Source organism: Shinella sp. (assembly GCF_049651085.1).
Taxonomy (GTDB): domain Bacteria; phylum Pseudomonadota; class Alphaproteobacteria; order Rhizobiales; family Rhizobiaceae; genus Shinella.
In genome coordinates, this window is record NZ_JBASBL010000004.1 from 65,803 (window position 1) to 85,634 (window position 19,832).

The window sequence follows — 19,832 nt, forward strand, 5'->3', positions numbered from 1 at the left end:
TTGACGCTGTCACCGGTCTGCGCATATCCCCCAAATGCGAGGCCCTCGATCGGTGATCGCCACGATACCGTGTCCCCCTCCGGTGCGTGGATACTCAAGCAGCCGGCGCCTCCCAGGCGCTGGCTGTTTTTTGTTGCGGGGGTGAACAAATGGATGCGGCGGTGGGGCTTGCCCACCGCCGCCGCCGCTCCGCTGCTTCGGCTGTCCGGGAGCGAGATCAGGCCGCTGCGCGGGTCTGCGGCGTAAAGAGGAGCGCCTGGTTGATCAGCACTTTCACCTGCTCCGGGTTGAAGGGTTTGGAGACGAGGAAAGCTGGTTCCGGGCGCTCGCCGGTCAGGAGCTTTTCCGGGTAGGCGGTGATGAAGATCACCGGGATCGTCGTGCGGGACAGGATCGTGTTGACGGCATCGATGCCGGACGAACCGTCTGCGAGCCTCACATCGGCCAGAACCAGGCCGGGCTGGCTGCTGCGCCAGAGCGTTTCGGCCTCCCTCTGCGTGCGGGCGATCCCGGTGACGCGGTGGCCCATGCTGTTGACCATATGCGCAAGATCCAGCGCGATCAGCGGTTCATCCTCGATGATCATGATGCCGGTTTCGGCCTGCGCGGCGATCTCGGCAAAGGCCGTGTCGAGAAGCGTGCGGATGGCTCTCGCCTCTGCATCGAGGATCTCGGCGGTTGTTTCGGCGCTAAAGCCTTCGACGGTGGTGAGCAGCAACGCCTGCCGGCCGAGCGGGGGAACACCTGAAAGATCGAACGGCGTTTCCGTCCCGGGCACGATGGCACCCGCGCCGGGGCTTATGGCAACGGGAAAGGAGGTGAGAATGCGGCTGAGGAGACCGAAGAGCTTCACCTTGTCGTCCTCGCCGCCCGGCAGCACCGAAGGGTCGATCAGGATCGTTTCGAGCATGGCGGCCACATAGGCGTCGCCGGAGGACTGGGTGCCCGTGAGGGCGCGCGCATAGCGGCGGAGCGCGGGAAGATGTGGCCCGATGCGGTCGGAGATGGGCATGATTTTGTCCCCTGTTCTCGATTGCCTGCAGTGGCAGTTGACGGTTTGAACGCGGGGACCGATTTTAGGTTCCAGCAAGGGGAACTTTTTTTGATGTTGGGCGTTTCCCAGCCGAATTCGTCACGGGACGTGGACAAAGATGAAAGTGGCCAAGAGTGAATAGCCTCAACATGAAAACTAGCGTGAGCAAACCTCCCAAGCCAGCGAACGATCCGAACGTACAGATCGGGATAAAGCTGCGCGCCTTCTATCGCTCGGTACAGGACGAAGCGCTCCCTCAGAAGTTCCTGGATCTTCTCGAAAAATTGGATGCTGTCGAAAACAGTGCTCAAAGGGCCGAGTGAGGGACGCGATGGAAAAGGGAGAGACCACTTTCAAGCGTGAAATGCTGGCGGTTCTGCCCAGCCTGCGCGCTTTTGCGATCTCGTTGATCGGCCGCCATGACCAGGCCGACGATCTCGTGCAGGACACGATCATGAAGGCCTGGGCGAAGCAGGAACAGTTCGAGATGGGCACGAACATGAAGGCCTGGCTCTTCACGATCCTGCGCAACGAACTCTACAGCAAGATGCGCAAGCGCGGCCGCGAAGTGCAGGATTCCGACGGTGTCTTTACCGAGAACCTGGCGCAGCACCCCTCGCAATACGGCTCGCTCGACATGCAGGATTTCAAGAGGGCGCTGGAAAAGCTGCCGGAAGAGCAACGCGAAGCGATCATTCTTGTCGGCGCCTCGGGCTTTTCCTACGAAGAGGCGGCGGAAATCTGCGGCTGCGCGCTCGGCACGATCAAGAGCCGTGTCAACCGTGCCCGTCAGCGTCTTCAGGAACTGCTGCAGGTCAGCGGCGAGAGCGATTACGGCCCGGACGCAGTATCGGCGCCGATTACGTCGCGCGCATTTGCCTCCTGATCGAGCAAGACGCCGCCCGTTACAGGCGGGCGGCGGAACGAATGAGGGCTGGTGCGACTATGCGCCTTTTGCCATGACTGCCGGGTGAAATAAGGCACAGAATCGCCTACCGAGAGCCTATGAAGGACAACGTTCAGCTATTGCCGTCCGATGTTGCTGCGGTCCTGGGCTCGCCCGACCGTCTGGCGGCGCTCGACGCTGCCATACCGGTTTTTCTCGGGCCGGATTCCGATTTCGACGATCTCGCCGCGCTTGCCGCCGGGCTGTCCTCTACCCCGATCTCGCTCGTCACCATTCTTGGCCGGACGGACCAGTGGTTCCTTGCCCGCCAGGGTACGCCGGAAATTCGGGCTCCCTCGGAAGATTCCTTCTGCGCGCGCATGATCGCTGGGGCTGGCGGCGAGCCGCTCGTCGTGCTCGATGCCCGCAAGGATGAGCGTTTTGCCGGCCTGCCGAGCGTCGTCGGCGCGCCGCATCTGCGGTATTACGCCGGGGCGCCGATCGTCCTGGATGGGCAGGCCATTGGCAGTGTCTGCGTCTTCGATGTGAAGCCCCATACGCGCATCGCCCCGGACCTTCTGCCATCTCTCGAGCGCCTCGCATCACTCGCCGCCTCGCTCATCCGGCTGAAGGAGGAAGCGCGGCAGCGCCTGCTGGCGGCCGAAGCCGTCTCGCGCGATGAAAAGCGCCATGCACTGGCGCTCGATGCCGCCAATGTGGCGAGCTGGCTATGGGACGTATCGAGGGGAACCGTTTCCGGCAACCAGACCTTCTACCGCATGCTCGGCATCAAGCCGGCCAAAGAGATGAGTGCACGCAGGTTCTTCAAGGCGGTGCATCCGGCGGATCGCAAGCTTACCATCGGCCTCCTGCGCGATGCGCTGGCCAGCGGCAAGGAATATGACGGGCTGTTTCGGACGGTGAAATCCGGTCGGTGGCTGCTTGGCCGGGGCCGTGTGCACGAATGGGATACAGACGGCCGACCGGCGGTCTTCCTCGGCATCAATGTCGATGTGACCGACGGACAGCTGGCTTCGGAGCGGACGCGCCTCCTGCTGCGCGAGCTGAACCATCGGGTCAAGAACACGCTCGCCATGCTGCAATCACTGGCGCGACAGACCTTGCGGCAGACGAGCGACCCGGTCGAATTCATGGATGCCTTTGCCGGCCGTCTGCAATCGCTTTCCGAGGCGCATGGCCTGCTCAGCGATCACGAATGGGGTGTCATTCATCTGCAGATGCTGCTGCAAAAGCAGATCTTGCCCTATGCGATGGATTACGAAGCGCAGATAGAGATCCACAAGGATGAAGTGGAACTGGGGCCGGATCAGGCGGTCGGCCTCGGTCTCGTGCTGCACGAGCTTGCCACCAACGCCCGCAAATACGGTTCGCTGTCTGTCCGGTCGGGCAAGGTGGTGATCACGGCGCGCGTCGTCGCGGAGGATGGCCAGCGTGTGCTCAACATGACCTGGCACGAGGTTGGCGGGCCGCCCGTAAAGCAGGGAGGCCGGCGCGGCTTCGGCTCGCTCCTGATCGAGCGCAGCCTCGACAAGGTGCTCGGCAGCAGCGTGCATGTCGAATATCTTCCCAAGGGCGTGACCGCGGTCGTGCGCATGCCGCTGTAAGCGGCGCGGTTTCCAGAAGATCAGCCGGCCGGATCAGTCGTCCTTGCGGCGGGATTTCGGCGCGAGCAGGAAGCCGAGGGCCAGCGCCACGGCGGTGGCAGCAAGCGGTTTCTTCATGGTGACGGTAGCCGCGGCCGCCATCAGGTCACGCCGGGCGGTGAGCTGTTGACGGCGGAGGCGGCGCAGTTCGCGCTCCCGCCTGTTGCCGGCGGCGGCGACGGCGAGCACGATGAGCGCGAGAAGCAGAAAACCGCCGGCAAGGCCGAAAAGGGCAGCGACGGTGCCATAGCGTTCGGACAGCAGCACGGCTGCACCGACGATGGTGAGCACGTAAGCGGTTATCAGCAGGACGCCGATGACGAGGCCCGCAATGACGCTACGCTTGGCGATATCCACGGTTTCGTCCACCCGGTCGCTGACGCGGGAAACGAGATTCTGGACGAGAATGGCCCCCAGTGACAGCATGCCGTTTGTACTCCACAAGAATGATGGGCATTGGCCCGTAGGGGCCGCCCTTGGGCGCCCCGGGTCGCGCGATGGTCGGATCAGCGCCGCAGGAGCGCGGCAAGAACGAAGCCGGCCGCGGCGGCAATGCCGAGCGTTGCAAGCGGGTGGTCATGCACCGCCTTTCGCGCCTTGCGGCTGGAATCCTGATACCGGGCCTGGAAGTCGGCGAGAATGTCTTCGCCAGCAGAGATCATGTCGCGGAGGTCGTGCTCGGCGCGGTCCTTCAGGCCATGGGCGGCGTCGCTGGCCTCGGACTTCACCGCACGGGCCTTTTTGCGAATGCCGTTTGCGCCGCTGGCGGCATCGCTGGCGAAGACGCGGGCGAGCGTGGCAATTTCCTCGCGCAGTTCCGCGATCTGGTCCTCGATGGCCTGGGCTTCGTCGTCAAGCCCGTCACGAAGGCTCTTCTTGCGGGATGAAAACAGTCCATTGGCCATGCTTTTCTCCTTTTGCAGGTCGCCCGCGTCAGGCGCGGGCCGAACAGCGATCCACCCCCTGGCGGATCGAGCTTCCGGGGCAATGAACGCGAATGGTTGCAAAAGGTTCCGTAAGGCGCTGGGAAATCAGGCCGAAGCGGTGTGCGGCAGCACGAAGGGGACGCCGGCGCTGGGCACACCGTTGATGCACATGCGGCAGCTGAAGACGGCCTCCATCGCATCGTCGGTCATCACCTTGGAGGGCGGCCCCGACCGCTCGATGCGGCCGTTCTTCATCATCACCATCTGATCGGCGAACATCGCCGTCAGGTTGAGGTCGTGCATGACCGCGATGACCCCGCCGCCGCCCTGACAGTAGCGGCGGGCAAGCCGCATGATGGTGAGCTGGTGGCGGATGTCGAGCGCGGAGACCGGCTCGTCGAGCATCAGGAAGCAGGGCTCTCCTTCGAGCGTCGGTTCCCAGATCTGCGAGAGCACGCGGGCAAGCTGCACGCGCTGCTGTTCGCCGCCGGAAAGTTCCTGGTAGAAGCGGCCGGCGAAACCTGCCAGATCGACGGCGGCAAGGGCTTCGGCGGTGATCGTGTCGATGCGGTCGGCGTGGCGGTTCGGGCCGACCGTGAGGCCGAGGCGGACGATCTCGCGCACGGTAAAGGGAAAGGCGATGGTCGCGGCCTGCGGCAGCACGGCGCGCTTGACGGCGAGCTGCCAGGGTTCGAGCTTCCGGATATCCTTGCCGTTGAGGGTGATTTCGCCCTTGCTTGCCAGTTCACCAGCGATCGCCTTCAGCGTCGTCGTCTTGCCGGAGCCGTTGGGGCCGACGATGGCGGTGATTTCACCGGCCTTTGCCTCAAGGCTGACGCCATGCACGATGGTCTTGCCGGACAGGCTGACGGTGAGGTTCTTTGCGATGATCATGATGTTTCTACCAGCCGTTCCGCGAGCGGTCGCGCAAGAGTACCCAGAGGAAGAAGGGCGCGCCGGCGAGCGCCGTAATGATGCCGATCGGCAGTTCGGCAGGAGCGACAATGGTGCGTGCCAGCATGTCGGCGCCGAGCATCAGCACGCCGCCAAGCAGCGCCGATGCCGGCAGCAGGTAGCGGTGATCCGGTCCGATGACGATGCGCAGCAGATGCGGCACGACGATGCCGACGAAACCGATGCCGCCGCTGACGGCTACGGAAGCGCCGACCGCACCGGCAACGGCGACGACCGCGATATATTTCAGCCGCTGCACCTTCACGCCCATGTGGAAGGCCGCGGCCTCGCCAAGCGTGATCGCATTGAGGCCGCGCGACAGGAAGGGCACGACGAGAAGGGCGAGCAGGATGATCGGCCCGGCGGTGAACAGTTTCAGCCAGGTCATGCCGGAAAGCGAACCGAGCCCCCAGAAGGTGATGTCGCGCAACTGTTTGTCGTCTGCCATGTAGATGAGGACGCCGGTCACGGCGCCCGCAAGCGCCGAGATCGCGATACCGGCGAGCAGCATGGTGGCGACGGAGGTCTGCCCGCCACGAGTGGCGATCTGATAGAGCAGCAGCGTCGTCAGCAGGCCGCCTGCGAAGGCGGCCAGCGGCAGGGCATAGGCGCCGAGCGTGAGCATCAGGCCGACCGGCAGGCTGCTGCCGAGCACGATCATCAGCACCGCGCCGAGCGCTGCGCCGGAGGAAATGCCGACAAGGCCGGGATCGGCGAGCGGATTGCGGAAAAGCCCCTGCATGACAGCGCCGGACATTGCGAGCGCGCCGCCTATCAGGAAGCCGAGCAGGGCGCGGGGCATGCGGATATCGAAGACGATGATGCGGTCGCGCACGCTGAGCGCGGTATCCTCGGCGCCGGTGAGGAGCGCTCCGATGACCCCCACTGCGGAGGCATCCGAGGCGCCGGTCGCGATGGAAAGAGCGAGTGCGACGATCGAGAGGACGACGAGGAAAACGAGTGTCAGACGCGCGATCGCTGTGCGGTCGCCGGCGGTCCGGGCCTTGCTGGAGCGCATCAGGACAGAACGGCGCGCAAGGGGGGTGCGCACGGCATCATTGAGAGACATTGCCTGCCTTGCCGTAGAGCTTCTTGTTGAGGTCGGTGATGGCCGAAGCGGTCCGCGGGCCGAAGCCGAGCAGGTGCTGGCCATCCATGCGCAGCACAGTCTTGCTCGCGGCGGCCGGGGTTACTGAGATGGCGGGATGGGCAAGGATCTCTTCGTCCGTGCTACCCTGGCCGCCGCGCAACATGACCATGATGACGTCCGGCTTGGCATTGACGATCGCCTCGTCGGTGATCGGCTTGTAGCCTTCGAAAGTGCCGTCCGTGGCGTTGATGCCGCCGGCAAGGCCGATGATGCCGTCAGCTGCCGTCTTGTTGCCCGCCGCCATGACGCGGCCGCCCTGGAAACTCAGGACGAAGAGCACGCGCTTGCGCTGGGCATCCGGTGTTTTGGCGGCTTCGGCAACGGCGGCGTCGAGTTCCGCGCCGACCTTGGCTTCCAGCTCCTTCGCCTTTTCCGGCACGCCGAGGAACTTGCCGACGATGTCGATCTTTTCCAGGATCGCCGCGCGGTCATAGCCTTCCGGTACGGTTTCGAAGGGTATGCCGGCGCTTTTCAGGACGGCGAGCGCATCGGCCGGGCCGCTGCCTTCGACGGCAAGGATTGCGGTCGGGTTGACGGCGATCACGCCTTCCGGCGAAAGCGCGCGCATATAGCCGACATCCGGCAGCTGCATCGCCGCTTCCGGATACATGCTGGTGGAATCGCGGGCGACGAGCCGGCCTTCTTCCCCGAGCGCATAGATGATTTCGGTGAGCGCGCCGCCGATCGATACGAGCTTCGACGTATCGACCTGCTGCATTTCCTGCGCGACGGCCTTGCGGATGAAGCCGCTATCGCCGTTCGCGGTGAGCGGCAACAGCAGCGGAGCGGCAAGCGCAAAGGCGGTGAGGGCCACTTCCCAGGGACGGGCACGGCGGAAATCGAAGCTTTTGCTCATGTTTGTGATCCTTGGGTCGTGATCCGTCGCGGATTTCGGGTTCAGGCGGCGACGCTGCCCGGGCGCGGCAGGCTTTCCGCGATCTCGCGCCAGTCAGGGCGCTCCGCAACGCCTTCCAGCCGCTTGCCGAAGAACTGGACGATCATCTCGCCGTTCGCGTCATAGGCTTCGAGCGAGGTGACATGACCGTCGGAGGTCGGCTTGCGAACCACCCAGCACTCGGCGATGTGATCGGTGCGCAGGTGCATGTGGAAGGTCGGATCGAGAACGTTGATCCACGGTCCCATCGGCTGGATGTTCTTCACCGGGCCGGAGTGGATCTGGATCGTGCCGTGATTGCCGACGAAGCACATGATTTCGGCCTCCCGCTCGGCAGAGGCGCGCAGCAGTTCGGTGACCGCATCCGCACGCACTTCATGGGCGAAATCCTCGCCGACGCTGCGTACGGCGTCCTGGCGGGCAATCTTCAACTTGCGCAGCATGCCGAAGAACTGGTGGGTGTCCGTCATGGCGCTCCAGCCCTCGCGCAGCGCGGCAACGTCGACCGGGCCGGTCTCGACGGTCTTTTCCGTGATGACTTCAACGAATTCCTGTGACTGGTCCTCCAGACGGAAGTCGGCGACGATGGCCTCGTAGGCTTCGAGGTTGGAAGCCGGGCGCAGGTGCACCTTGTGTACGGCCTCACCGGCCTTATCGAAAAACTGCAGGCTGCGGCGAACCTGATCGCCATCGGTCTTGGTCACGGCGAAGCCATGCGCCCAGGTGCTTGGGAAGATGCGCAGGTCGATGTTCTCGCCGAGCACGATGGAGGCATGCTTTCCGGTGGTGATCTTCTCGTAGACGCCGATCTTCTCATGCACGACGCTTTCGTTGCGCGTGAGCGCCATGACTTCGCCGAGCGCTTCAGAGCGCTCCAGGAACCGGTTGGCGTCGCCATCGATGCGCACCGCCGTCAGGCCGACTTCGGCCGCCACGAGGGCTGCTTCCGAAATGCCGAGCTGGGCGGCGATGTCGCGCTCGCGCATCTTCGGGTTCTCGGCGCGGAAGGCGCGAATTTCGGTGGGGGTCGGGCGGGTTGTGTTGGTCATGGCGCGGCCTTCATCCAAATGCATGGTGCCATTCCGTCGCTACTGTCCCATTCCGATTAAATTTTCTTGGTGGAACAGGGGTTTGACACGGATTTTGGCGTTTACTATCTTGACTTCCTTACTCATATTTATTTATCCACGCAATACCGGTGTCTAAAAGTCATGTTAATTCTTTGACGGACGCCAAGTGACAGATCCTGCCCGGCGCTCCGGCGAAATTGTGAAACAGGCGAGCCCATGATCCTACGCACCATTCTTCTCTCTGCGATGCTTTCCACTGCCGCCGTTTCCGGCGCCTTCGCGCAGGAGGCCGCCGCGACCAAGGGGCTGGACGTGGAGTTGAATGCGCTGGCAAGTTCGCAGAAGGGCTGCCTCTTCACATTCGTTGCCGAGAACGGCTTTGCGCAGAATGTCTCGAAGGTCTCCTTCGAATTCGTGATCTTCAATGAGAAGGGCACCGTCGAGCGCCTGGCGCTGCTCGATTTCCGCGACCTGCCGGCGGGCAAGTCCAAGGTGCGCCAGTTCGATGTGCCGGGCATCAAGTGCGAGGCGGTGAAGAACCTCCTGATCAACGATGCGCCGGTGTGCGAAGGCGAGGGGCTTGAAAAGGGCCGCTGCATGGATGGCATCGTCACGCGCAGCAAGGCGGCGGCGGGCCTTGAAGGCTGAATGACGGGTAGCGCGGCGCATGATGCGCGGCGGCACATGAAACGAATTGACGGGTGACAAAATGGCTGGAAGCAAGTGGCTCTGGATCGGCGCGGGCGCCTTTTCCCTGCTCGCCCATGCCGGCGCGGCCGCAATCCTCACGATGACGCCTGCGGCGCAGAGCGAGGAGGCGCTGATCGCTGGCGGTGTCGTCGCTGAAGTGGCGATGCTTGGCAACGGCGCTTTCGAGGCTGTGGAATCGGGTAATCCCGAGGATGTGATCACGCCCGAGGCGATCCAGCCCGATGTCACCGAGCCGCAGGAAGTCGCGGAAATCCAGCCGACCGAGATCCAGCCTGAAGTGACCGAGATTGCGCCGGTCGATCCGGTCGTGTCCGAACCGATCCAGGAATTGATCGTTCCCTCCGCGGAAGTGGAGATCGCGGCGATTCCGATCCCGGAAATCAAGCCGGTCGTCGAGCCGGAAGAGGCGATCAAGCCGGCTCCCGAGGCGAAGAAGGAAGAGCCGGTCAAGAAGGTCGAGCGCAAGAAGCCGAAGCAGAAGATCGTCAAGAAGGCCGGCGAGACGGGCAAGGCGCGGGAAAGCGCCGCAAAGGGCGAGGTCGATGGCTCGGCGGACGTGAAGTCCGCGTCGGTCGGCGGCCAGAAGAAGGGCAATTCCTCTGCGGCCGGCAATGCCGCCGTCAGCAACTATCCCGGCAAGGTCCGCAACAAGATCAATCGCGCCAAGCGGCGTGCGCCGGGCGGCGAACGCGGCAGCGTGGTGGTGAGCTTCGTCGTCGGTTCGGGCGGGCAGGCGAGCGGCGTTCGCGTTGCGCGCAGCTCCGGCAGCGCGGCGCTTGACCGGGCGGCTGTCGATTCGGTGCAGCGTGCCGCCCCCTTCGCGAAGATTCCCGAGGCGGCGGGCAGGGCGTCCTGGCCCTTCAACGTGCCGATCGTCTTCAACTGAGATCCATTTCCCGCCGCTTTCCAGCCGGCGGGATTTTTTTGTCAGAAAATATGACTTTCCTAGTCATGTTTATACTTTACTCTGAAACTCATGTTTTGTAGGTTCTCCCTGAAATGAGGTTCCGCCCGTGCGGAGTGCCAAAGGGGAATGCTGCATGAATGTGATGAGTGCCGGCCGCATGGAAGCGGTCTTGAAGGCAGCGATTGCCGAACGTGACCGGCGCATTGCTGACCTTGAGCGCCAGCTCGCTGCGCTGAAGAAGCAGTTGACGGCTGAGCCGCAGGAGGTCGCGGCGCCTGTGCCGGCCGTGCCGAAGATCGAGGTGCAGGCGCCGCGGGCGCCCCGCAACGTGGACGTCAGCAAGACCAAGCGCCGGACCGGCGAAGCGGAGAGAAGGGCGATGCGCGAGAAGCAAAGGCAGCAGCAACTGGCTCGCCAGGGGCAAGTGAATGACGCTCAGGCGGCGGACAGCAAGGCGGGGCTCGAAGGGCGCAGTTTCCTCTATGTCGGCGGTCGCGACTGCCAGGTGGCGCATCTGCGCCAGATCGCCAGCTCCTACGGCGCCAACCTGATCCACCATGACGGCGGCCTTCGGGAGGCGGTCTCCCGCATCGACAACGTGCTTCCCTCGGTGGACTGCGTCTTCTGCCCCATCGACTGTATCAGTCATGATGCCTGTATTCGCGTGAAGACGGGTTGCAAGAAGTGGGAGAAGGCCTTCGTGCCGCTGCGAAATGGCAGCAAATCCTCCTTCGAGCGCGCCCTGCAGAGCATGAGCCAAGGAGACAATGCGCAGTGAGTGACGAAAGACCTGAAGCCTTCATGATGATCGGCCTGCACAAGCTGGCCGCGCAGAACGGTGACGGCCTCGTGCCGGAACTCTATGCCCTGCTGACGCGCCGCGCGGAGATGCTGGAAAGCGACAATGTCACCGAGTTCCCGGTACATAGCGCCCGTCCGCCGGCGCGCACCGTCGATTTTGAGGGCGCAGGCGTTCTTGAAGCGCGTAACGATAATGTCGTAGCTTTCCCTGTGCCGCATCGCGCGGCCCGGGATCAGTTCTGACAGAAAGGCCTCTCATGTTCATCGCCATGAACCGCTTCCGCATCGTCGTCGGGCACGAGGAAGCCTTTGAGAATATCTGGAAGGGGCGCGAGTCGAGCCTGGCTGAAATGCCGGGCTTCAAGACCTTTCACTTGCTGCGTGGCGACACCAATGCGGAGGAGGGCTTCACGCTCTTTGCCTCCCATACGGTGTGGGCGAGCAAGGACGATTTCACCGCCTGGACAAAATCGGAAAACTTCCGCCAGGCGCACAAGAATGCCGGCGACAATCGTGGCATCTACCTTGGTCCGCCGACATTCGAGGGCTTTACCGCCGTCGTCGGCGCGTGAGCGCAAGCGACGACGGTCTTTTCTTGGGCTTCCGTTTTGCCTTGAGGCGCTGAGCTCAGCTTTGCTGCCGCGGCAGGAACGCGCCGAGCGCGACTGCCAGCCATCCCGCCATCATGGTGACGCCGCCGGTCGGTGCCGACATCGGGAAGAGCCCTTGTCCCGTGGAGTGACGGTAGACGAGATCGCCGGCAAAGAGCGCGGTGCCAAGGATCAGAAGTAGTGCGGCGAGCGGCGCCGTGCGCAGGGATGGCCAGGCGGCGTAAAGCGCGATCAGCGCCGGCGCATGGGCAAGGCACATGGCCGAAGCGCCGGCCATCAGGCGCGGATCGCTGCCATGGGAGGCCGCTGCGGCCGTGACCACGCCGGCAAGGCCCATCAGCCCGGCAACGAGAAGGCTTGCCGAACGAAGCGAAAAGGTCATCGGGTTCATTCCTTGTTCTGCATGTGATGGGCGAGCCGTGTTACCGGCTCGAGGATGATCTTGCGCAGGCCTTCGCTCGGTACGGTCTCCTCCAGCGCCTGCACGAAGCACAGCAGCCATTCGTCCCGCTCCGCCGGGCCGATCGAGGCCATGAAATGGCGGCGGCGCAGCATCGGGTGCCCATGCTTTTCGACATAGACCGGCGGCCCGCCAAGCCAGCCCGTCAGGTAGTCGTAGAGTTTTTCCTCGCTGCCGGAGAGGTCCTTCGGATGGATGGCACGGCAGCGCGCCGCTTCCGGCAGGGTGTCCATCAGCTCATAGAACCGGCGTGTCAGCGCCCGCACGGCCGGATCGCCGCCGACGGCCTCGTAAAGGGTGATCGTCTCGCCCTTTCGCTCCTGATTGTCGCTCGTATCCGTCATGGCCCATTCCGTTTCAGGCGTCTTAGCGCCGGAGCATCCGCCGCGCAATGGCGGGCTTTTCGCTGCGACGAAGCGCGCAAGCGACTGCATATGTGTCGATTGACAAGAAACCGTCCGGACGGTATGTTTACACCCATGAGCAAGGCCCATCACCGCAAGAAACACCCGGAAGCCGTCCGCCAGCAGTTGCTGGAGGTCGCGGCGCGACTGTCGCTGGAAAAAGGGCCGGCGAGCGTGACGCTCGATGCGGTCTCACAGGCGGCCGGCGTTAGCAAGGGTGGCCTTCTGCATCATTTTCCCAACAAGATGTCGCTGCTCGACGGTCTGTTCGATGACATGACGGAAAAGTTTGACCGAGCGCTTGCCGAGCGGATGCGCGAGGATCCCGAGCCGAAAGGGCGCTTCACGCGGGCCTATGTCGCCGTCTGGGTCCTGCCGGAGGGCATGGCGGATGGCGATCAGTGGAAGGTGCTGACCGTCGCGCTGATATCCGAGCCGCATCTGCGCGAGCGCTGGCGACAATGGGTGGAACGACAGCTGGCGGAAAATATCGGCACGGATTCCGCGCTCGATGCCCTCTTGGTGCGCTACGCCGTCGATGGCCTCTGGCTTGCCGACCTTCTCGACACGCCGACCATGGATGCGGCGACCCGCGCGGCCATGGTCGAGCGGCTGCTGGCGCTCTCGCGTAGCTGACCCCCTTTGCAATTCGCGCCGCAAGGCGCCCATTAGCGCGGCTCGCGCCGGAGACCCGTCATGAATCTCACCACCGTCTATGCCGTCCTCGTCGTCGCCATCGTCTTTGAAGTGCTCGGCACTTCGGCCATGCAGGCGGCCCAGCATTTCACGCGCCTCGTGCCCACCGTCACGATGATCGTCTGCTATGCCATAGCCTTCTTCTTTCTTTCCTGGAGCCTGCGCTACGTTCCGGTCGGCATCGCCTATGCGATCTGGAGCGGCCTCGGTATCGTGCTGATCTCGGTCGTCGGCTATTTCGTCTTCGACCAGAAGCTCGATCTCGCCGCCATTGTCGGTCTTGGCCTCATCATCGCGGGCGTTCTGGTGCTGAATCTCTTCTCCAAGTCGACTTTCCACTGAAAGACGCTGGAATTGGCATGATCCCGCTTGCCAAGAAGCGGGTCTGATTCTATCGATTCCGACGAATTGAAAGCGGTTTAAATTTTGGCTTCAAAGGAGCGGACATGGCGATACGCACCATCGTATGGGGTGAGAACATCCACGAGCAGACGAACGCGATCGTCCGCTCGATCTATCCGAACGGCATGCACAACACGATCGCCGACGCGCTCAATGCGGATCCGGCCATTGCTGCCACCACGGCCACGTTGCAGGAGCCGGAGCACGGCCTGACGGAAGCCCGGCTTGCCGAGACGGACGTGCTTGTCTGGTGGGGCCACAAGGACCACGGTGCCGTCAGCGACGAGGTGGTCGAGCGCGTGGCAAAGCGGGTATGGGAAGGCATGGGGCTTCTCGTCCTGCACTCCGGCCATTTCTCGAAAATCTTCAAGCGCCTGATGGGCACGCCCTGCGCGCTGAAATGGCGCGAGGCCGGCGAGCGCGAGCGCGTCTGGGTCATCAATCCGCGCCATCCGATCGCCGAAGGTCTCGGCGAGAATTTCGTGCTGGAAAACGAGGAGATGTACGGCGAGCAGTTTTCCGTGCCGGAACCGCTGGAAACCGTGTTCATCTCGTGGTTTGCGGGCGGCGAGGTCTTCCGCTCGGGTCTCACCTGGCGGCGCGGCGCGGGCAACATCTTCTATTTCCGCCCGGGCCACGAGACCTATCCGACCTATCACGACGCCACCGTGCAGAAGGTGCTCGCCAACGGCGTGAAATGGGCCTTCAATCCGCAGGGCGCACACACGGCGATCCATGACGCGCCCAATGTGCCGGTGGAAGCGGCGCTGGAGCCGATCGTGGAGCGCGGTCCGAAGCTGCATGAAGCCGGCGAAGCCGGTTATCGCTGAGGAATCCATGCGTCTTCTCATTCTTGGAACAGGCGGCATGGCCAATACCCATGCCCAGAATTTTGCCGCCATCGACGGCGTCGACCCGGTCGGCGCCGTCGACGTGGACCCCTCGCGCGCCAGGGCTTTTGCCGAGACGCACGGCATCCCGAATGTCTTCACCTCGCTGGAAGAGGCGATCGCCTGGGATGGCTTCGATGCGGCGACCAATGTGACGCCAGACCGCGCCCACCATCCCACGACGCTGGCGCTGCTGGCGGCGGGAAAACACGTCATGTGCGAAAAGCCTCTGGCGGAAAACTACGCCAAGGCGGACGAAATGGCGCGCGCCGCCGAGGCATCCCGCCTCGTCACCATGGTAAACCTCACCTACCGCAACGTCGCGCCTCTGCAGAAGGCCCGCGAAATGGTGCTCGCCGGTCAGATAGGCCACGTGCGCCATGTCGAGGCCTCCTATCTGCAAAGCTGGCTCGTCTCCAAGGCCTGGGGCGATTGGGCGACGGAGAGCCAGTGGCTCTGGCGGCTTTCCACCCGGCACGGCTCGAACGGCGTACTCGGCGATGTCGGTGTCCATATCCTCGATTTTGCCAGCTACGGCGCGGCAAGCGATGTGGAACATGTCTTCGCGCGGCTGAAGGCTTTCGACAAGGCGCCGGACAACCGCATCGGCGAATACGATCTCGATGCCAATGACAGCTTCACCATGACGGTCGATTTCGCCAATGGCGCGCTCGGCGTCATTCATTCGACCCGCTGGGCGACGGGCCATCTCAACGAACTGCGCCTGCGCATGCATGGCGACAGGGGAGCCCTCGAAGTCATTCATTCGACCGAGGGATCGCAATTGCGCGGCTGCCTCGGCGAGGATGTCGAGTTGGCTGTCTGGCGGGAGATCGATGCCGGCACGGTGCCGACCAACTATCAGCGCTTTGCCGCGGCCGTCGCGGCCGGCGAAAAGATCGAACCCGGCTTCCGCCATGCCGCCGAGCTTCAGAAGGTTCTCGACCTTGCCATCGAGACCGAGAAGGGGCGGTGCGAACTGAAAGTCTGATCTCAGGCGGGGGCAGGGCCTGTCGAGCCGCGAATGCGCAAATCGACGGGCCAGACCTCCTGCAATGCCTCGGGCGCTTCGCCCTGCAACAATCGCAATACCATGTCGCCGATCCGTTCGCCCGCCGCACGGATCGGCGATTGCGTCGTGGTGACGGCTGGCACCAGATTATCCGGGCTGAGATAGGGAAAGACGTCGTCATGGGCGATCAGCGAGACGTCCCTGCCGACGGTGAGCCCCGCAACGCGGATCGCCCGCATGGCGCCGAGCGCCGACATCATGGATCCGGCGATCACGGCGGTCGGAGGAACGGGCAGGCCGAGGAACGCCTGCATCAGCCGGAAGCCGGTTTCGTCCGTGAATTCGCCACGGCCGACCAGAGCCGGATCGGCATCGAACCCACGGGCCGCGAGCGTTTTGTGATAGGCCCTGTCGCGATCCCGCGCAAAGGTGCTGACCGTGTCGCCATTGATGAGCGCGATACGGCGGTGGCCGAGATCGACAAGGTGTTTCGTCGCCGTCTCGATCGCCCCGAAATTATCGATGTCGAGAAAGGCGAAGGGGTTTTTCGCCTCGCTGCGGCCATGCACGATGAAGGGCAGTTCCAGGGCCTGCAGCAGCGCAATGCGGGCATCCGTGCAGGCGGGCGTGTGAACGATCACCGCGTCCACCCGCTTGCTGGCGGCAAACCGTCTATAGGCGGCCGCCTCGTCTTCCCCGGTCTCGACGGTCGAGACGAGAATGTCGATGCCATCCCGTTGCAGGCGGGTCGAAAGTCCGCCCATGAACTCGCTGGAATGGGGCCCGAAACGACCGCCGCCCTGGAAGACGATGCCGATCGCGCCCGCCCGGCCGGTGGCAAGTCGCTGGGCGCTGATGTTCGGCCGGTAGCCGAGCCGTTCGGCCGCTTCCAGCACGCGCGCCCGGGTCTCCGGCTTTACCTCCGGATATCCGCTCATCGCCCGGCTCACCGTCGTCTGGGACAGGCCGATGCTGGCGGAAAATTCCTTGAGGTTCATCCTGGTTCTCTGCGTGCGGTCGATCGATTCGGGCCTTTATGAACCCTCCAGCGTACTGTCGCAAGCAAGCGGCTGCCGGGCGTTTTCGGCGCTCGCCGCGGCTGTGCAGGTCACACGCAGATGCCGCGCAGGGGTTGTGAAATCCCGCTTGAATTTTGTCAATAACACGTTAAAGTCTCAATATTAGCGATATGGTTGTGTCCGGGGTGTTGCTCACTCCTGAAGGCGTTGTTGGCTGACGGCAACGCCAAGGCTACCTGGTGCCAGTCGTTTTTTGAGGCGGACAGCCTCGACGGAAATTCGCGTCGATTTTCGGGGGAAGATCATGCAGGCGGGCTCGAATGTGCCGGCCGCAAAGGGGCTGTCTGCGCGACTGGACCTGCTGCGGGAGAACCTTGCAACCAGGGCTGCTAGGTTGCTGCGTTGGGCGCGTGCGCGGCACGAAAAGCCCGCGAGCCAGAAGGCCGTCCCGCTGGTCTACGGCTGCGCCGATACGGGCCGGCGGCCGTCCTATTTTCGCACGCTGGAGCGGTTGTTCGATGCCCGCCGGGCGCGGCATCGCGATCTTTTGCTGACCCGTTCACCCGTGCTGTTCATGGTGGTTGAGGAGGCTTTCCTGCTTTATGCCATGGTCGGTTTGCTGCGCGCCGCGATTGGCCGGCGCACGGCGGGGCTTTTGCTCCGCCCGATGCCGCTTGCCGCGTCGGCGCGCTGGCGGCATCGGTTGAAGCGGATGGTGCTACGGCGATTGAAGCGCTGTCGCTCCGTGCGGACCCTGACGATCCTGCCCTTCAGCGTCTTCCCGGCTTTCGCGTCGATTGCCGATGACTGGATCCATGATTTCCAGCTGTGGGACCTGACGGAGGAGGAGCGCAAGGCGGTGAATCTCCTGCGCGACGAGCGGCGGCCGGGCGACCGGCTTGTGCTGATGGCGATCGGCAGCCAGAGCGCGCAGAAGGGGTTCGATCTTTTCGCGGATATCTACGCGCGATCCGTGAAACTGCGTGCGCACTACCAGTTCATCGCCTGTGGCAAGGTGGCTCCCGATGCGGTGGAGCATGCCGCAGTCCTAAACGAGGCCGGCGGCGTGACAGTCGACCGGTCGATTGGCGATTGCGAACTGCTCGGCGCCTATGCGGCGAGTGACGCGGTCTGGTGTCTCTACCCGCGCGCCGGCGATCATGCTTCCGGCATTCTCGGGCGCGCGGCGCAGCTCGGCATCCCGGTTATCGTGCGACAGGGCTCGCTCGCCCATCGCCTGTGCATCGTTGAGAACCTGCACCATGTCGCCGCGGTCGCCGAGGATGCCGTCGAGCGGCTTGCCGGCCCGCTGCCGCCGCGGGATGAAGGGCGTGGGCACCGGGCGGCCTTGCGCTTTGCCGGCCAGAGCGAGGCGACCCTTCGCGCGGCTCTCGGCCTGGACCTGACAGCAGCGCGGCTAGCCTCGGAAGCCTGAGGATCAGACGCGGCGCTGGCCGTCGTCGCCAATCACCTTCTCGCCATCCTCCTTCGCATCGAGCGCGTATCCTTCTCGCGCAGCGCCGTGCGCACGGTGAGGCGCGCAAGGTGCCCATGCATGGCTGACGTTCAGCGCCCTGTCAGGCTGGCGGCCGATCCTGCCGCCAGGATTGACAGGGCAGGCAGACATGAAAGCATTCCTGAAATGGGCGGGGCTCGCCCTGGGTACTTTTGCCGCCGGGCTCGGCATCTATCTGGTCGTCATCCAGATGACGGGCAATTTCGCTGCCGTCGTGCCCGGCGAGGTCTACCGCTCGAACCAGCCGTCGCCGGCCGATATCGCGGCCTATGCCGACCGCTACAAGATCCGGACCATCGTCAACCTGCGCGGCCGGGACGAAAGAGCGGACTGGTACAGGCAAGAGGCTGCGGCCGCCGCGCGCCACGGCGTCACCCTCATCGATTTTCCCATGCAGGCCGACCGCCGCCTCGATGCGGAAGCGGCGGACAAGCTGGTTGCGACCTTGCGCGATGCGCCTCGTCCGCTGCTCATCCATTGCCGCTCGGGCGCAGACCGGACGGGGCTCGCATCGGTCATCTATCTGGCCCGCATTGCCGATCTGGACGAGGAGACGGCGGAGCGCCAGCTTTCCGTGCGCTATGGCCATATCGGCATCCCCTATCTGTCGCCGACCTATGCCATGGACGAAAGCTGGGAGGACATGGAGGCGGCGCATGCCGGCGGCTAGAGCATTTCCAGTCGAAGCGGTATCGCTTCGACGTCGGATAATGCGGCAAAAACAAGCCCCTGGAGCAATTGCGATGATCCGGTTTCACCGCAATTGCTCCAGGTGCTCCGGCCGGCCTTGCGTGCGACAAGCCACGAGCAAGATATTCATGCCATAGGCTGAGCCGGAACTGATGGATGCGGCCCGAAGCCTTTCGGTTGTGAAAGCCTCCTTTCAGGTGCCTGTGACCTGCTGGAGGCTTTTGATGAACCGTATCGTGCTTGCCCGTTACTGCGAACCGCTGGAGTGGATCAAGCTGATCCCCGACGACTTCGAGGTCATCATCTACAACAAGGGCGACAGGATCGAATCGCCCGCCGTTCTGCGGCGCGCCACGCAAATCATCGACCGTCCCAACGAAGGGCGGGAATCGGAAACCTACCTGCATCACATGCTGACCGATGCGCGCGACGACGATGACTTCACCGTCTATGCCCAGGGCGGCCCCTTCGAGCATAGCCCGGATTTCATCAGCCTCCTCCACACCTGGAAGAACTGGGACGATCTGCAGCCCATGTCGTGGCAGTGGCTCGCCGAAAAGAACGTGCCGCCGCCGCTCCTCCTTTCGGAATATGAACGCGGCCTGTTCGGCCGTCCGCGCGTGCGCCTCGAACGGTTCTCGCTGCTGACCTGGGGGCCGATCGACTTCGTTGATCAGGGCGCCTGGGGCATGGGCAACGTGTACCGCGCGATCCACGGCGGCCTGCCTGACGGCACCAACATTGCAAGCCATTTCCTGAACCTCGCCGGGCTCGAGGATCTGGCGGCAGAGGCCGAGCGCCATATGGTGGGCGTGTTTTCCTACGGCGCCGTCTTCGCTGTCCGCAACAGAAGGGTTGCATCGGTTCCCGCCGGGTCCATCGAAATCCTGCGCAATCTCTCGATATCCGGCATCGCGGTCTACGGCTACATCCTCGAGCGCCTGTGGCTGCATCTTTTCGGCGAACAGTTCGCCCTGCCGAAGCTCGCGCCGCCGCCGCTTTGAGGGAGGCTGCCCCGCAAGCCTCAGGTAAGACGGAAGCCGTATTTTTGGTATTTCCGGTCCTGTGTCTGGCGAGCGCCGCGGGGAGGCGGGGCCTTGCGGCCCGAAAGATCTCATCGGCGCTGTCGGCGCGT

The 19,832-nt window shown here is 63.8% G+C and carries 26 protein-coding genes; 15 read left to right on the forward strand and 11 right to left on the reverse strand.

What is annotated here, in order from left to right:
- Nucleotides 1-217: 217 nt before the first annotated feature.
- The gene (locus WA950_RS00750; protein WP_424549759.1) at nt 218-1,012 is read right to left on the reverse strand and encodes a response regulator; all 795 of its coding nucleotides are present in this window, start codon (nt 1,010-1,012) and stop codon (nt 218-220) included.
- Between the two features lie 182 nt (nt 1,013-1,194).
- On the opposite strand from WA950_RS00750, the gene WA950_RS00755 reads away from it, so the two are divergent.
- The 3 genes from WA950_RS00755 (at nt 1,195) to WA950_RS00765 (ending at nt 3,544) form a co-directional block, all read left to right on the forward strand.
- A complete protein-coding gene (locus tag WA950_RS00755) occupies nt 1,195-1,356 on the forward strand; it encodes a NepR family anti-sigma factor (protein WP_424549760.1) in 162 nt (53 codons plus the stop codon).
- A gap of 8 nt (nt 1,357-1,364) precedes the next feature.
- The gene (locus tag WA950_RS00760) at nt 1,365-1,919 is read left to right on the forward strand and encodes an RNA polymerase sigma factor (RefSeq protein WP_424549761.1); all 555 of its coding nucleotides are present in this window, start codon (nt 1,365-1,367) and stop codon (nt 1,917-1,919) included.
- Between the two features lie 119 nt (nt 1,920-2,038).
- Nucleotides 2,039-3,544: a sensor histidine kinase gene (locus tag WA950_RS00765; protein WP_424549762.1), complete on the forward strand. Its 1,506-nt coding sequence runs from the start codon at nt 2,039-2,041 to the stop codon at nt 3,542-3,544.
- A 33-nt stretch (nt 3,545-3,577) separates the two neighbouring features.
- On the opposite strand, the gene WA950_RS00770 is transcribed toward WA950_RS00765, so the two are convergent.
- From WA950_RS00770 to WA950_RS00795, 6 genes are all read right to left on the reverse strand, one after another.
- The gene (locus WA950_RS00770; RefSeq protein WP_424549763.1) at nt 3,578-4,009 is read right to left on the reverse strand and encodes a hypothetical protein; all 432 of its coding nucleotides are present in this window, start codon (nt 4,007-4,009) and stop codon (nt 3,578-3,580) included.
- 80 nt (nt 4,010-4,089) lie between these two features.
- Nucleotides 4,090-4,488 carry a glycine zipper domain-containing protein gene (locus WA950_RS00775; RefSeq protein WP_424549764.1) on the reverse strand — a complete coding sequence of 133 codons (399 nt, stop codon included), beginning with the start codon at nt 4,486-4,488 and terminating at the stop codon, nt 4,090-4,092.
- Between the two features lie 126 nt (nt 4,489-4,614).
- Nucleotides 4,615-5,403: a heme ABC transporter ATP-binding protein gene (locus tag WA950_RS00780; RefSeq protein ID WP_424549765.1), complete on the reverse strand. Its 789-nt coding sequence runs from the start codon at nt 5,401-5,403 to the stop codon at nt 4,615-4,617.
- 7 nt (nt 5,404-5,410) lie between these two features.
- Entirely contained in the window at nt 5,411-6,481 is a 1,071-nt protein-coding gene (locus WA950_RS00785) for a FecCD family ABC transporter permease (protein ID WP_424550048.1), read from the reverse strand.
- 37 nt (nt 6,482-6,518) lie between these two features.
- The gene (locus WA950_RS00790) at nt 6,519-7,469 is read right to left on the reverse strand and encodes a heme/hemin ABC transporter substrate-binding protein (protein ID WP_424549766.1); all 951 of its coding nucleotides are present in this window, start codon (nt 7,467-7,469) and stop codon (nt 6,519-6,521) included.
- A 41-nt stretch (nt 7,470-7,510) separates the two neighbouring features.
- Nucleotides 7,511-8,557, reverse strand: a complete 1,047-nt coding sequence (locus WA950_RS00795; RefSeq protein ID WP_424549767.1) for a hemin-degrading factor — start codon at nt 8,555-8,557, stop codon at nt 7,511-7,513.
- Between the two features lie 237 nt (nt 8,558-8,794).
- On the opposite strand from WA950_RS00795, the gene WA950_RS00800 reads away from it, so the two are divergent.
- The 5 genes from WA950_RS00800 (at nt 8,795) to WA950_RS00820 (ending at nt 11,569) form a co-directional block, all read left to right on the forward strand.
- Nucleotides 8,795-9,226 (forward strand): hypothetical protein, encoded by a 432-nt coding sequence (locus tag WA950_RS00800; RefSeq protein WP_424549768.1) that lies wholly within the window; start codon nt 8,795-8,797, stop codon nt 9,224-9,226.
- Nucleotides 9,227-9,287: 61 nt separating this feature from the next.
- Nucleotides 9,288-10,175 (forward strand): TonB family protein, encoded by an 888-nt coding sequence (locus WA950_RS00805; protein ID WP_424549769.1) that lies wholly within the window; start codon nt 9,288-9,290, stop codon nt 10,173-10,175.
- Between the two features lie 400 nt (nt 10,176-10,575).
- On the forward strand, nt 10,576-10,974 hold the full coding sequence (locus WA950_RS00810; protein ID WP_424550049.1) for a DUF2325 domain-containing protein: 399 nt from the start codon (nt 10,576-10,578) through the stop codon (nt 10,972-10,974).
- 23 nt (nt 10,975-10,997) lie between these two features.
- Nucleotides 10,998-11,240 carry a hypothetical protein gene (locus WA950_RS00815; protein WP_424550050.1) on the forward strand — a complete coding sequence of 81 codons (243 nt, stop codon included), beginning with the start codon at nt 10,998-11,000 and terminating at the stop codon, nt 11,238-11,240.
- Nucleotides 11,241-11,254: 14 nt separating this feature from the next.
- Nucleotides 11,255-11,569: an antibiotic biosynthesis monooxygenase family protein gene (locus tag WA950_RS00820; RefSeq protein ID WP_424549770.1), complete on the forward strand. Its 315-nt coding sequence runs from the start codon at nt 11,255-11,257 to the stop codon at nt 11,567-11,569.
- Between the two features lie 55 nt (nt 11,570-11,624).
- Here WA950_RS00820 and WA950_RS00825 read toward each other — a convergent pair whose 3' ends face one another.
- The gene (locus WA950_RS00825) at nt 11,625-11,990 is read right to left on the reverse strand and encodes a DUF423 domain-containing protein (protein WP_424549771.1); all 366 of its coding nucleotides are present in this window, start codon (nt 11,988-11,990) and stop codon (nt 11,625-11,627) included.
- Nucleotides 11,991-11,995: 5 nt separating this feature from the next.
- Entirely contained in the window at nt 11,996-12,412 is a 417-nt protein-coding gene (locus WA950_RS00830; RefSeq protein ID WP_424549772.1) for a group II truncated hemoglobin, read from the reverse strand.
- A 135-nt stretch (nt 12,413-12,547) separates the two neighbouring features.
- On the opposite strand from WA950_RS00830, the gene WA950_RS00835 reads away from it, so the two are divergent.
- The 4 genes from WA950_RS00835 (at nt 12,548) to WA950_RS00850 (ending at nt 15,451) form a co-directional block, all read left to right on the forward strand.
- The gene (locus tag WA950_RS00835; RefSeq protein ID WP_424549773.1) at nt 12,548-13,108 is read left to right on the forward strand and encodes a TetR/AcrR family transcriptional regulator; all 561 of its coding nucleotides are present in this window, start codon (nt 12,548-12,550) and stop codon (nt 13,106-13,108) included.
- Nucleotides 13,109-13,168: 60 nt separating this feature from the next.
- On the forward strand, nt 13,169-13,510 hold the full coding sequence (locus WA950_RS00840) for a DMT family transporter (protein WP_424549774.1): 342 nt from the start codon (nt 13,169-13,171) through the stop codon (nt 13,508-13,510).
- 104 nt (nt 13,511-13,614) lie between these two features.
- Complete coding sequence (locus tag WA950_RS00845; protein WP_424549775.1) at nt 13,615-14,400, forward strand: ThuA domain-containing protein; 786 nt, start codon at nt 13,615-13,617, stop codon at nt 14,398-14,400.
- A 7-nt stretch (nt 14,401-14,407) separates the two neighbouring features.
- Entirely contained in the window at nt 14,408-15,451 is a 1,044-nt protein-coding gene (locus WA950_RS00850) for a Gfo/Idh/MocA family protein (protein WP_424549776.1), read from the forward strand.
- A 2-nt stretch (nt 15,452-15,453) separates the two neighbouring features.
- On the opposite strand, the gene WA950_RS00855 is transcribed toward WA950_RS00850, so the two are convergent.
- Nucleotides 15,454-16,470, reverse strand: a complete 1,017-nt coding sequence (locus WA950_RS00855) for a substrate-binding domain-containing protein (protein WP_424549777.1) — start codon at nt 16,468-16,470, stop codon at nt 15,454-15,456.
- A gap of 325 nt (nt 16,471-16,795) precedes the next feature.
- Between WA950_RS00855 and WA950_RS00860 the strand changes: the two genes are divergently transcribed.
- Complete coding sequence (locus WA950_RS00860; protein WP_424549778.1) at nt 16,796-17,926, forward strand: hypothetical protein; 1,131 nt, start codon at nt 16,796-16,798, stop codon at nt 17,924-17,926.
- Between the two features lie 3 nt (nt 17,927-17,929).
- On the opposite strand, the gene WA950_RS00865 is transcribed toward WA950_RS00860, so the two are convergent.
- A complete protein-coding gene (locus tag WA950_RS00865; RefSeq protein WP_424549779.1) occupies nt 17,930-18,118 on the reverse strand; it encodes a hypothetical protein in 189 nt (62 codons plus the stop codon).
- On the opposite strand from WA950_RS00865, the gene WA950_RS00870 reads away from it, so the two are divergent.
- Nucleotides 18,117-18,677, forward strand: a complete 561-nt coding sequence (locus WA950_RS00870; protein ID WP_424549780.1) for a dual specificity protein phosphatase family protein — start codon at nt 18,117-18,119, stop codon at nt 18,675-18,677. The two genes, WA950_RS00865 and WA950_RS00870, sit on opposite strands and share 2 nt — an antisense overlap.
- A 244-nt stretch (nt 18,678-18,921) precedes the next feature.
- Nucleotides 18,922-19,701 carry a hypothetical protein gene (locus WA950_RS00875; RefSeq protein WP_424549781.1) on the forward strand — a complete coding sequence of 260 codons (780 nt, stop codon included), beginning with the start codon at nt 18,922-18,924 and terminating at the stop codon, nt 19,699-19,701.
- Nucleotides 19,702-19,832 lie beyond the last annotated feature (131 nt).

Excerpts from the sequence above, each read along its gene's own strand:
- WA950_RS00810 (WP_424550049.1), top strand. The coding sequence starts at position 10,576 with ATGCGCGAGAAGCAAAGGCAGCAGCAACTGGCTCGCCAGGGGCAAGTG.
- WA950_RS00840 (WP_424549774.1), top strand. The coding sequence starts at position 13,169 with ATGAATCTCACCACCGTCTATGCCGTCCTCGTCGTCGCCATCGTCTTT.
- WA950_RS00785 (WP_424550048.1), bottom strand. The coding sequence starts at position 6,481 with ATGCGCTCCAGCAAGGCCCGGACCGCCGGCGACCGCACAGCGATCGCG.
- WA950_RS00825 (WP_424549771.1), bottom strand. The coding sequence starts at position 11,990 with ATGACCTTTTCGCTTCGTTCGGCAAGCCTTCTCGTTGCCGGGCTGATG.
- WA950_RS00865 (WP_424549779.1), bottom strand. The coding sequence starts at position 18,118 with ATGTCTGCCTGCCCTGTCAATCCTGGCGGCAGGATCGGCCGCCAGCCT.
- WA950_RS00820 (WP_424549770.1), top strand. The coding sequence starts at position 11,255 with ATGTTCATCGCCATGAACCGCTTCCGCATCGTCGTCGGGCACGAGGAA.
- WA950_RS00850 (WP_424549776.1), top strand. The coding sequence starts at position 14,408 with ATGCGTCTTCTCATTCTTGGAACAGGCGGCATGGCCAATACCCATGCC.
- WA950_RS00805 (WP_424549769.1), top strand. The coding sequence starts at position 9,288 with ATGGCTGGAAGCAAGTGGCTCTGGATCGGCGCGGGCGCCTTTTCCCTG.
- WA950_RS00790 (WP_424549766.1), bottom strand. The coding sequence starts at position 7,469 with ATGAGCAAAAGCTTCGATTTCCGCCGTGCCCGTCCCTGGGAAGTGGCC.
- WA950_RS00780 (WP_424549765.1), bottom strand. The coding sequence starts at position 5,403 with ATGATCATCGCAAAGAACCTCACCGTCAGCCTGTCCGGCAAGACCATC.
- WA950_RS00845 (WP_424549775.1), top strand. The coding sequence starts at position 13,615 with ATGGCGATACGCACCATCGTATGGGGTGAGAACATCCACGAGCAGACG.
- WA950_RS00750 (WP_424549759.1), bottom strand. The coding sequence starts at position 1,012 with ATGCCCATCTCCGACCGCATCGGGCCACATCTTCCCGCGCTCCGCCGC.
- WA950_RS00800 (WP_424549768.1), top strand. The coding sequence starts at position 8,795 with ATGATCCTACGCACCATTCTTCTCTCTGCGATGCTTTCCACTGCCGCC.
- WA950_RS00855 (WP_424549777.1), bottom strand. The coding sequence starts at position 16,470 with ATGAACCTCAAGGAATTTTCCGCCAGCATCGGCCTGTCCCAGACGACG.
- WA950_RS00775 (WP_424549764.1), bottom strand. The coding sequence starts at position 4,488 with ATGGCCAATGGACTGTTTTCATCCCGCAAGAAGAGCCTTCGTGACGGG.
- WA950_RS00795 (WP_424549767.1), bottom strand. The coding sequence starts at position 8,557 with ATGACCAACACAACCCGCCCGACCCCCACCGAAATTCGCGCCTTCCGC.
- WA950_RS00770 (WP_424549763.1), bottom strand. The coding sequence starts at position 4,009 with ATGCTGTCACTGGGGGCCATTCTCGTCCAGAATCTCGTTTCCCGCGTC.
- WA950_RS00870 (WP_424549780.1), top strand. The coding sequence starts at position 18,117 with ATGAAAGCATTCCTGAAATGGGCGGGGCTCGCCCTGGGTACTTTTGCC.
- WA950_RS00760 (WP_424549761.1), top strand. The coding sequence starts at position 1,365 with ATGGAAAAGGGAGAGACCACTTTCAAGCGTGAAATGCTGGCGGTTCTG.
- WA950_RS00830 (WP_424549772.1), bottom strand. The coding sequence starts at position 12,412 with ATGACGGATACGAGCGACAATCAGGAGCGAAAGGGCGAGACGATCACC.
- WA950_RS00765 (WP_424549762.1), top strand. The coding sequence starts at position 2,039 with ATGAAGGACAACGTTCAGCTATTGCCGTCCGATGTTGCTGCGGTCCTG.
- WA950_RS00860 (WP_424549778.1), top strand. The coding sequence starts at position 16,796 with ATGCAGGCGGGCTCGAATGTGCCGGCCGCAAAGGGGCTGTCTGCGCGA.
- WA950_RS00875 (WP_424549781.1), top strand. The coding sequence starts at position 18,922 with ATGAACCGTATCGTGCTTGCCCGTTACTGCGAACCGCTGGAGTGGATC.
- WA950_RS00835 (WP_424549773.1), top strand. The coding sequence starts at position 12,548 with ATGAGCAAGGCCCATCACCGCAAGAAACACCCGGAAGCCGTCCGCCAG.
- WA950_RS00815 (WP_424550050.1), top strand. The coding sequence starts at position 10,998 with ATGATGATCGGCCTGCACAAGCTGGCCGCGCAGAACGGTGACGGCCTC.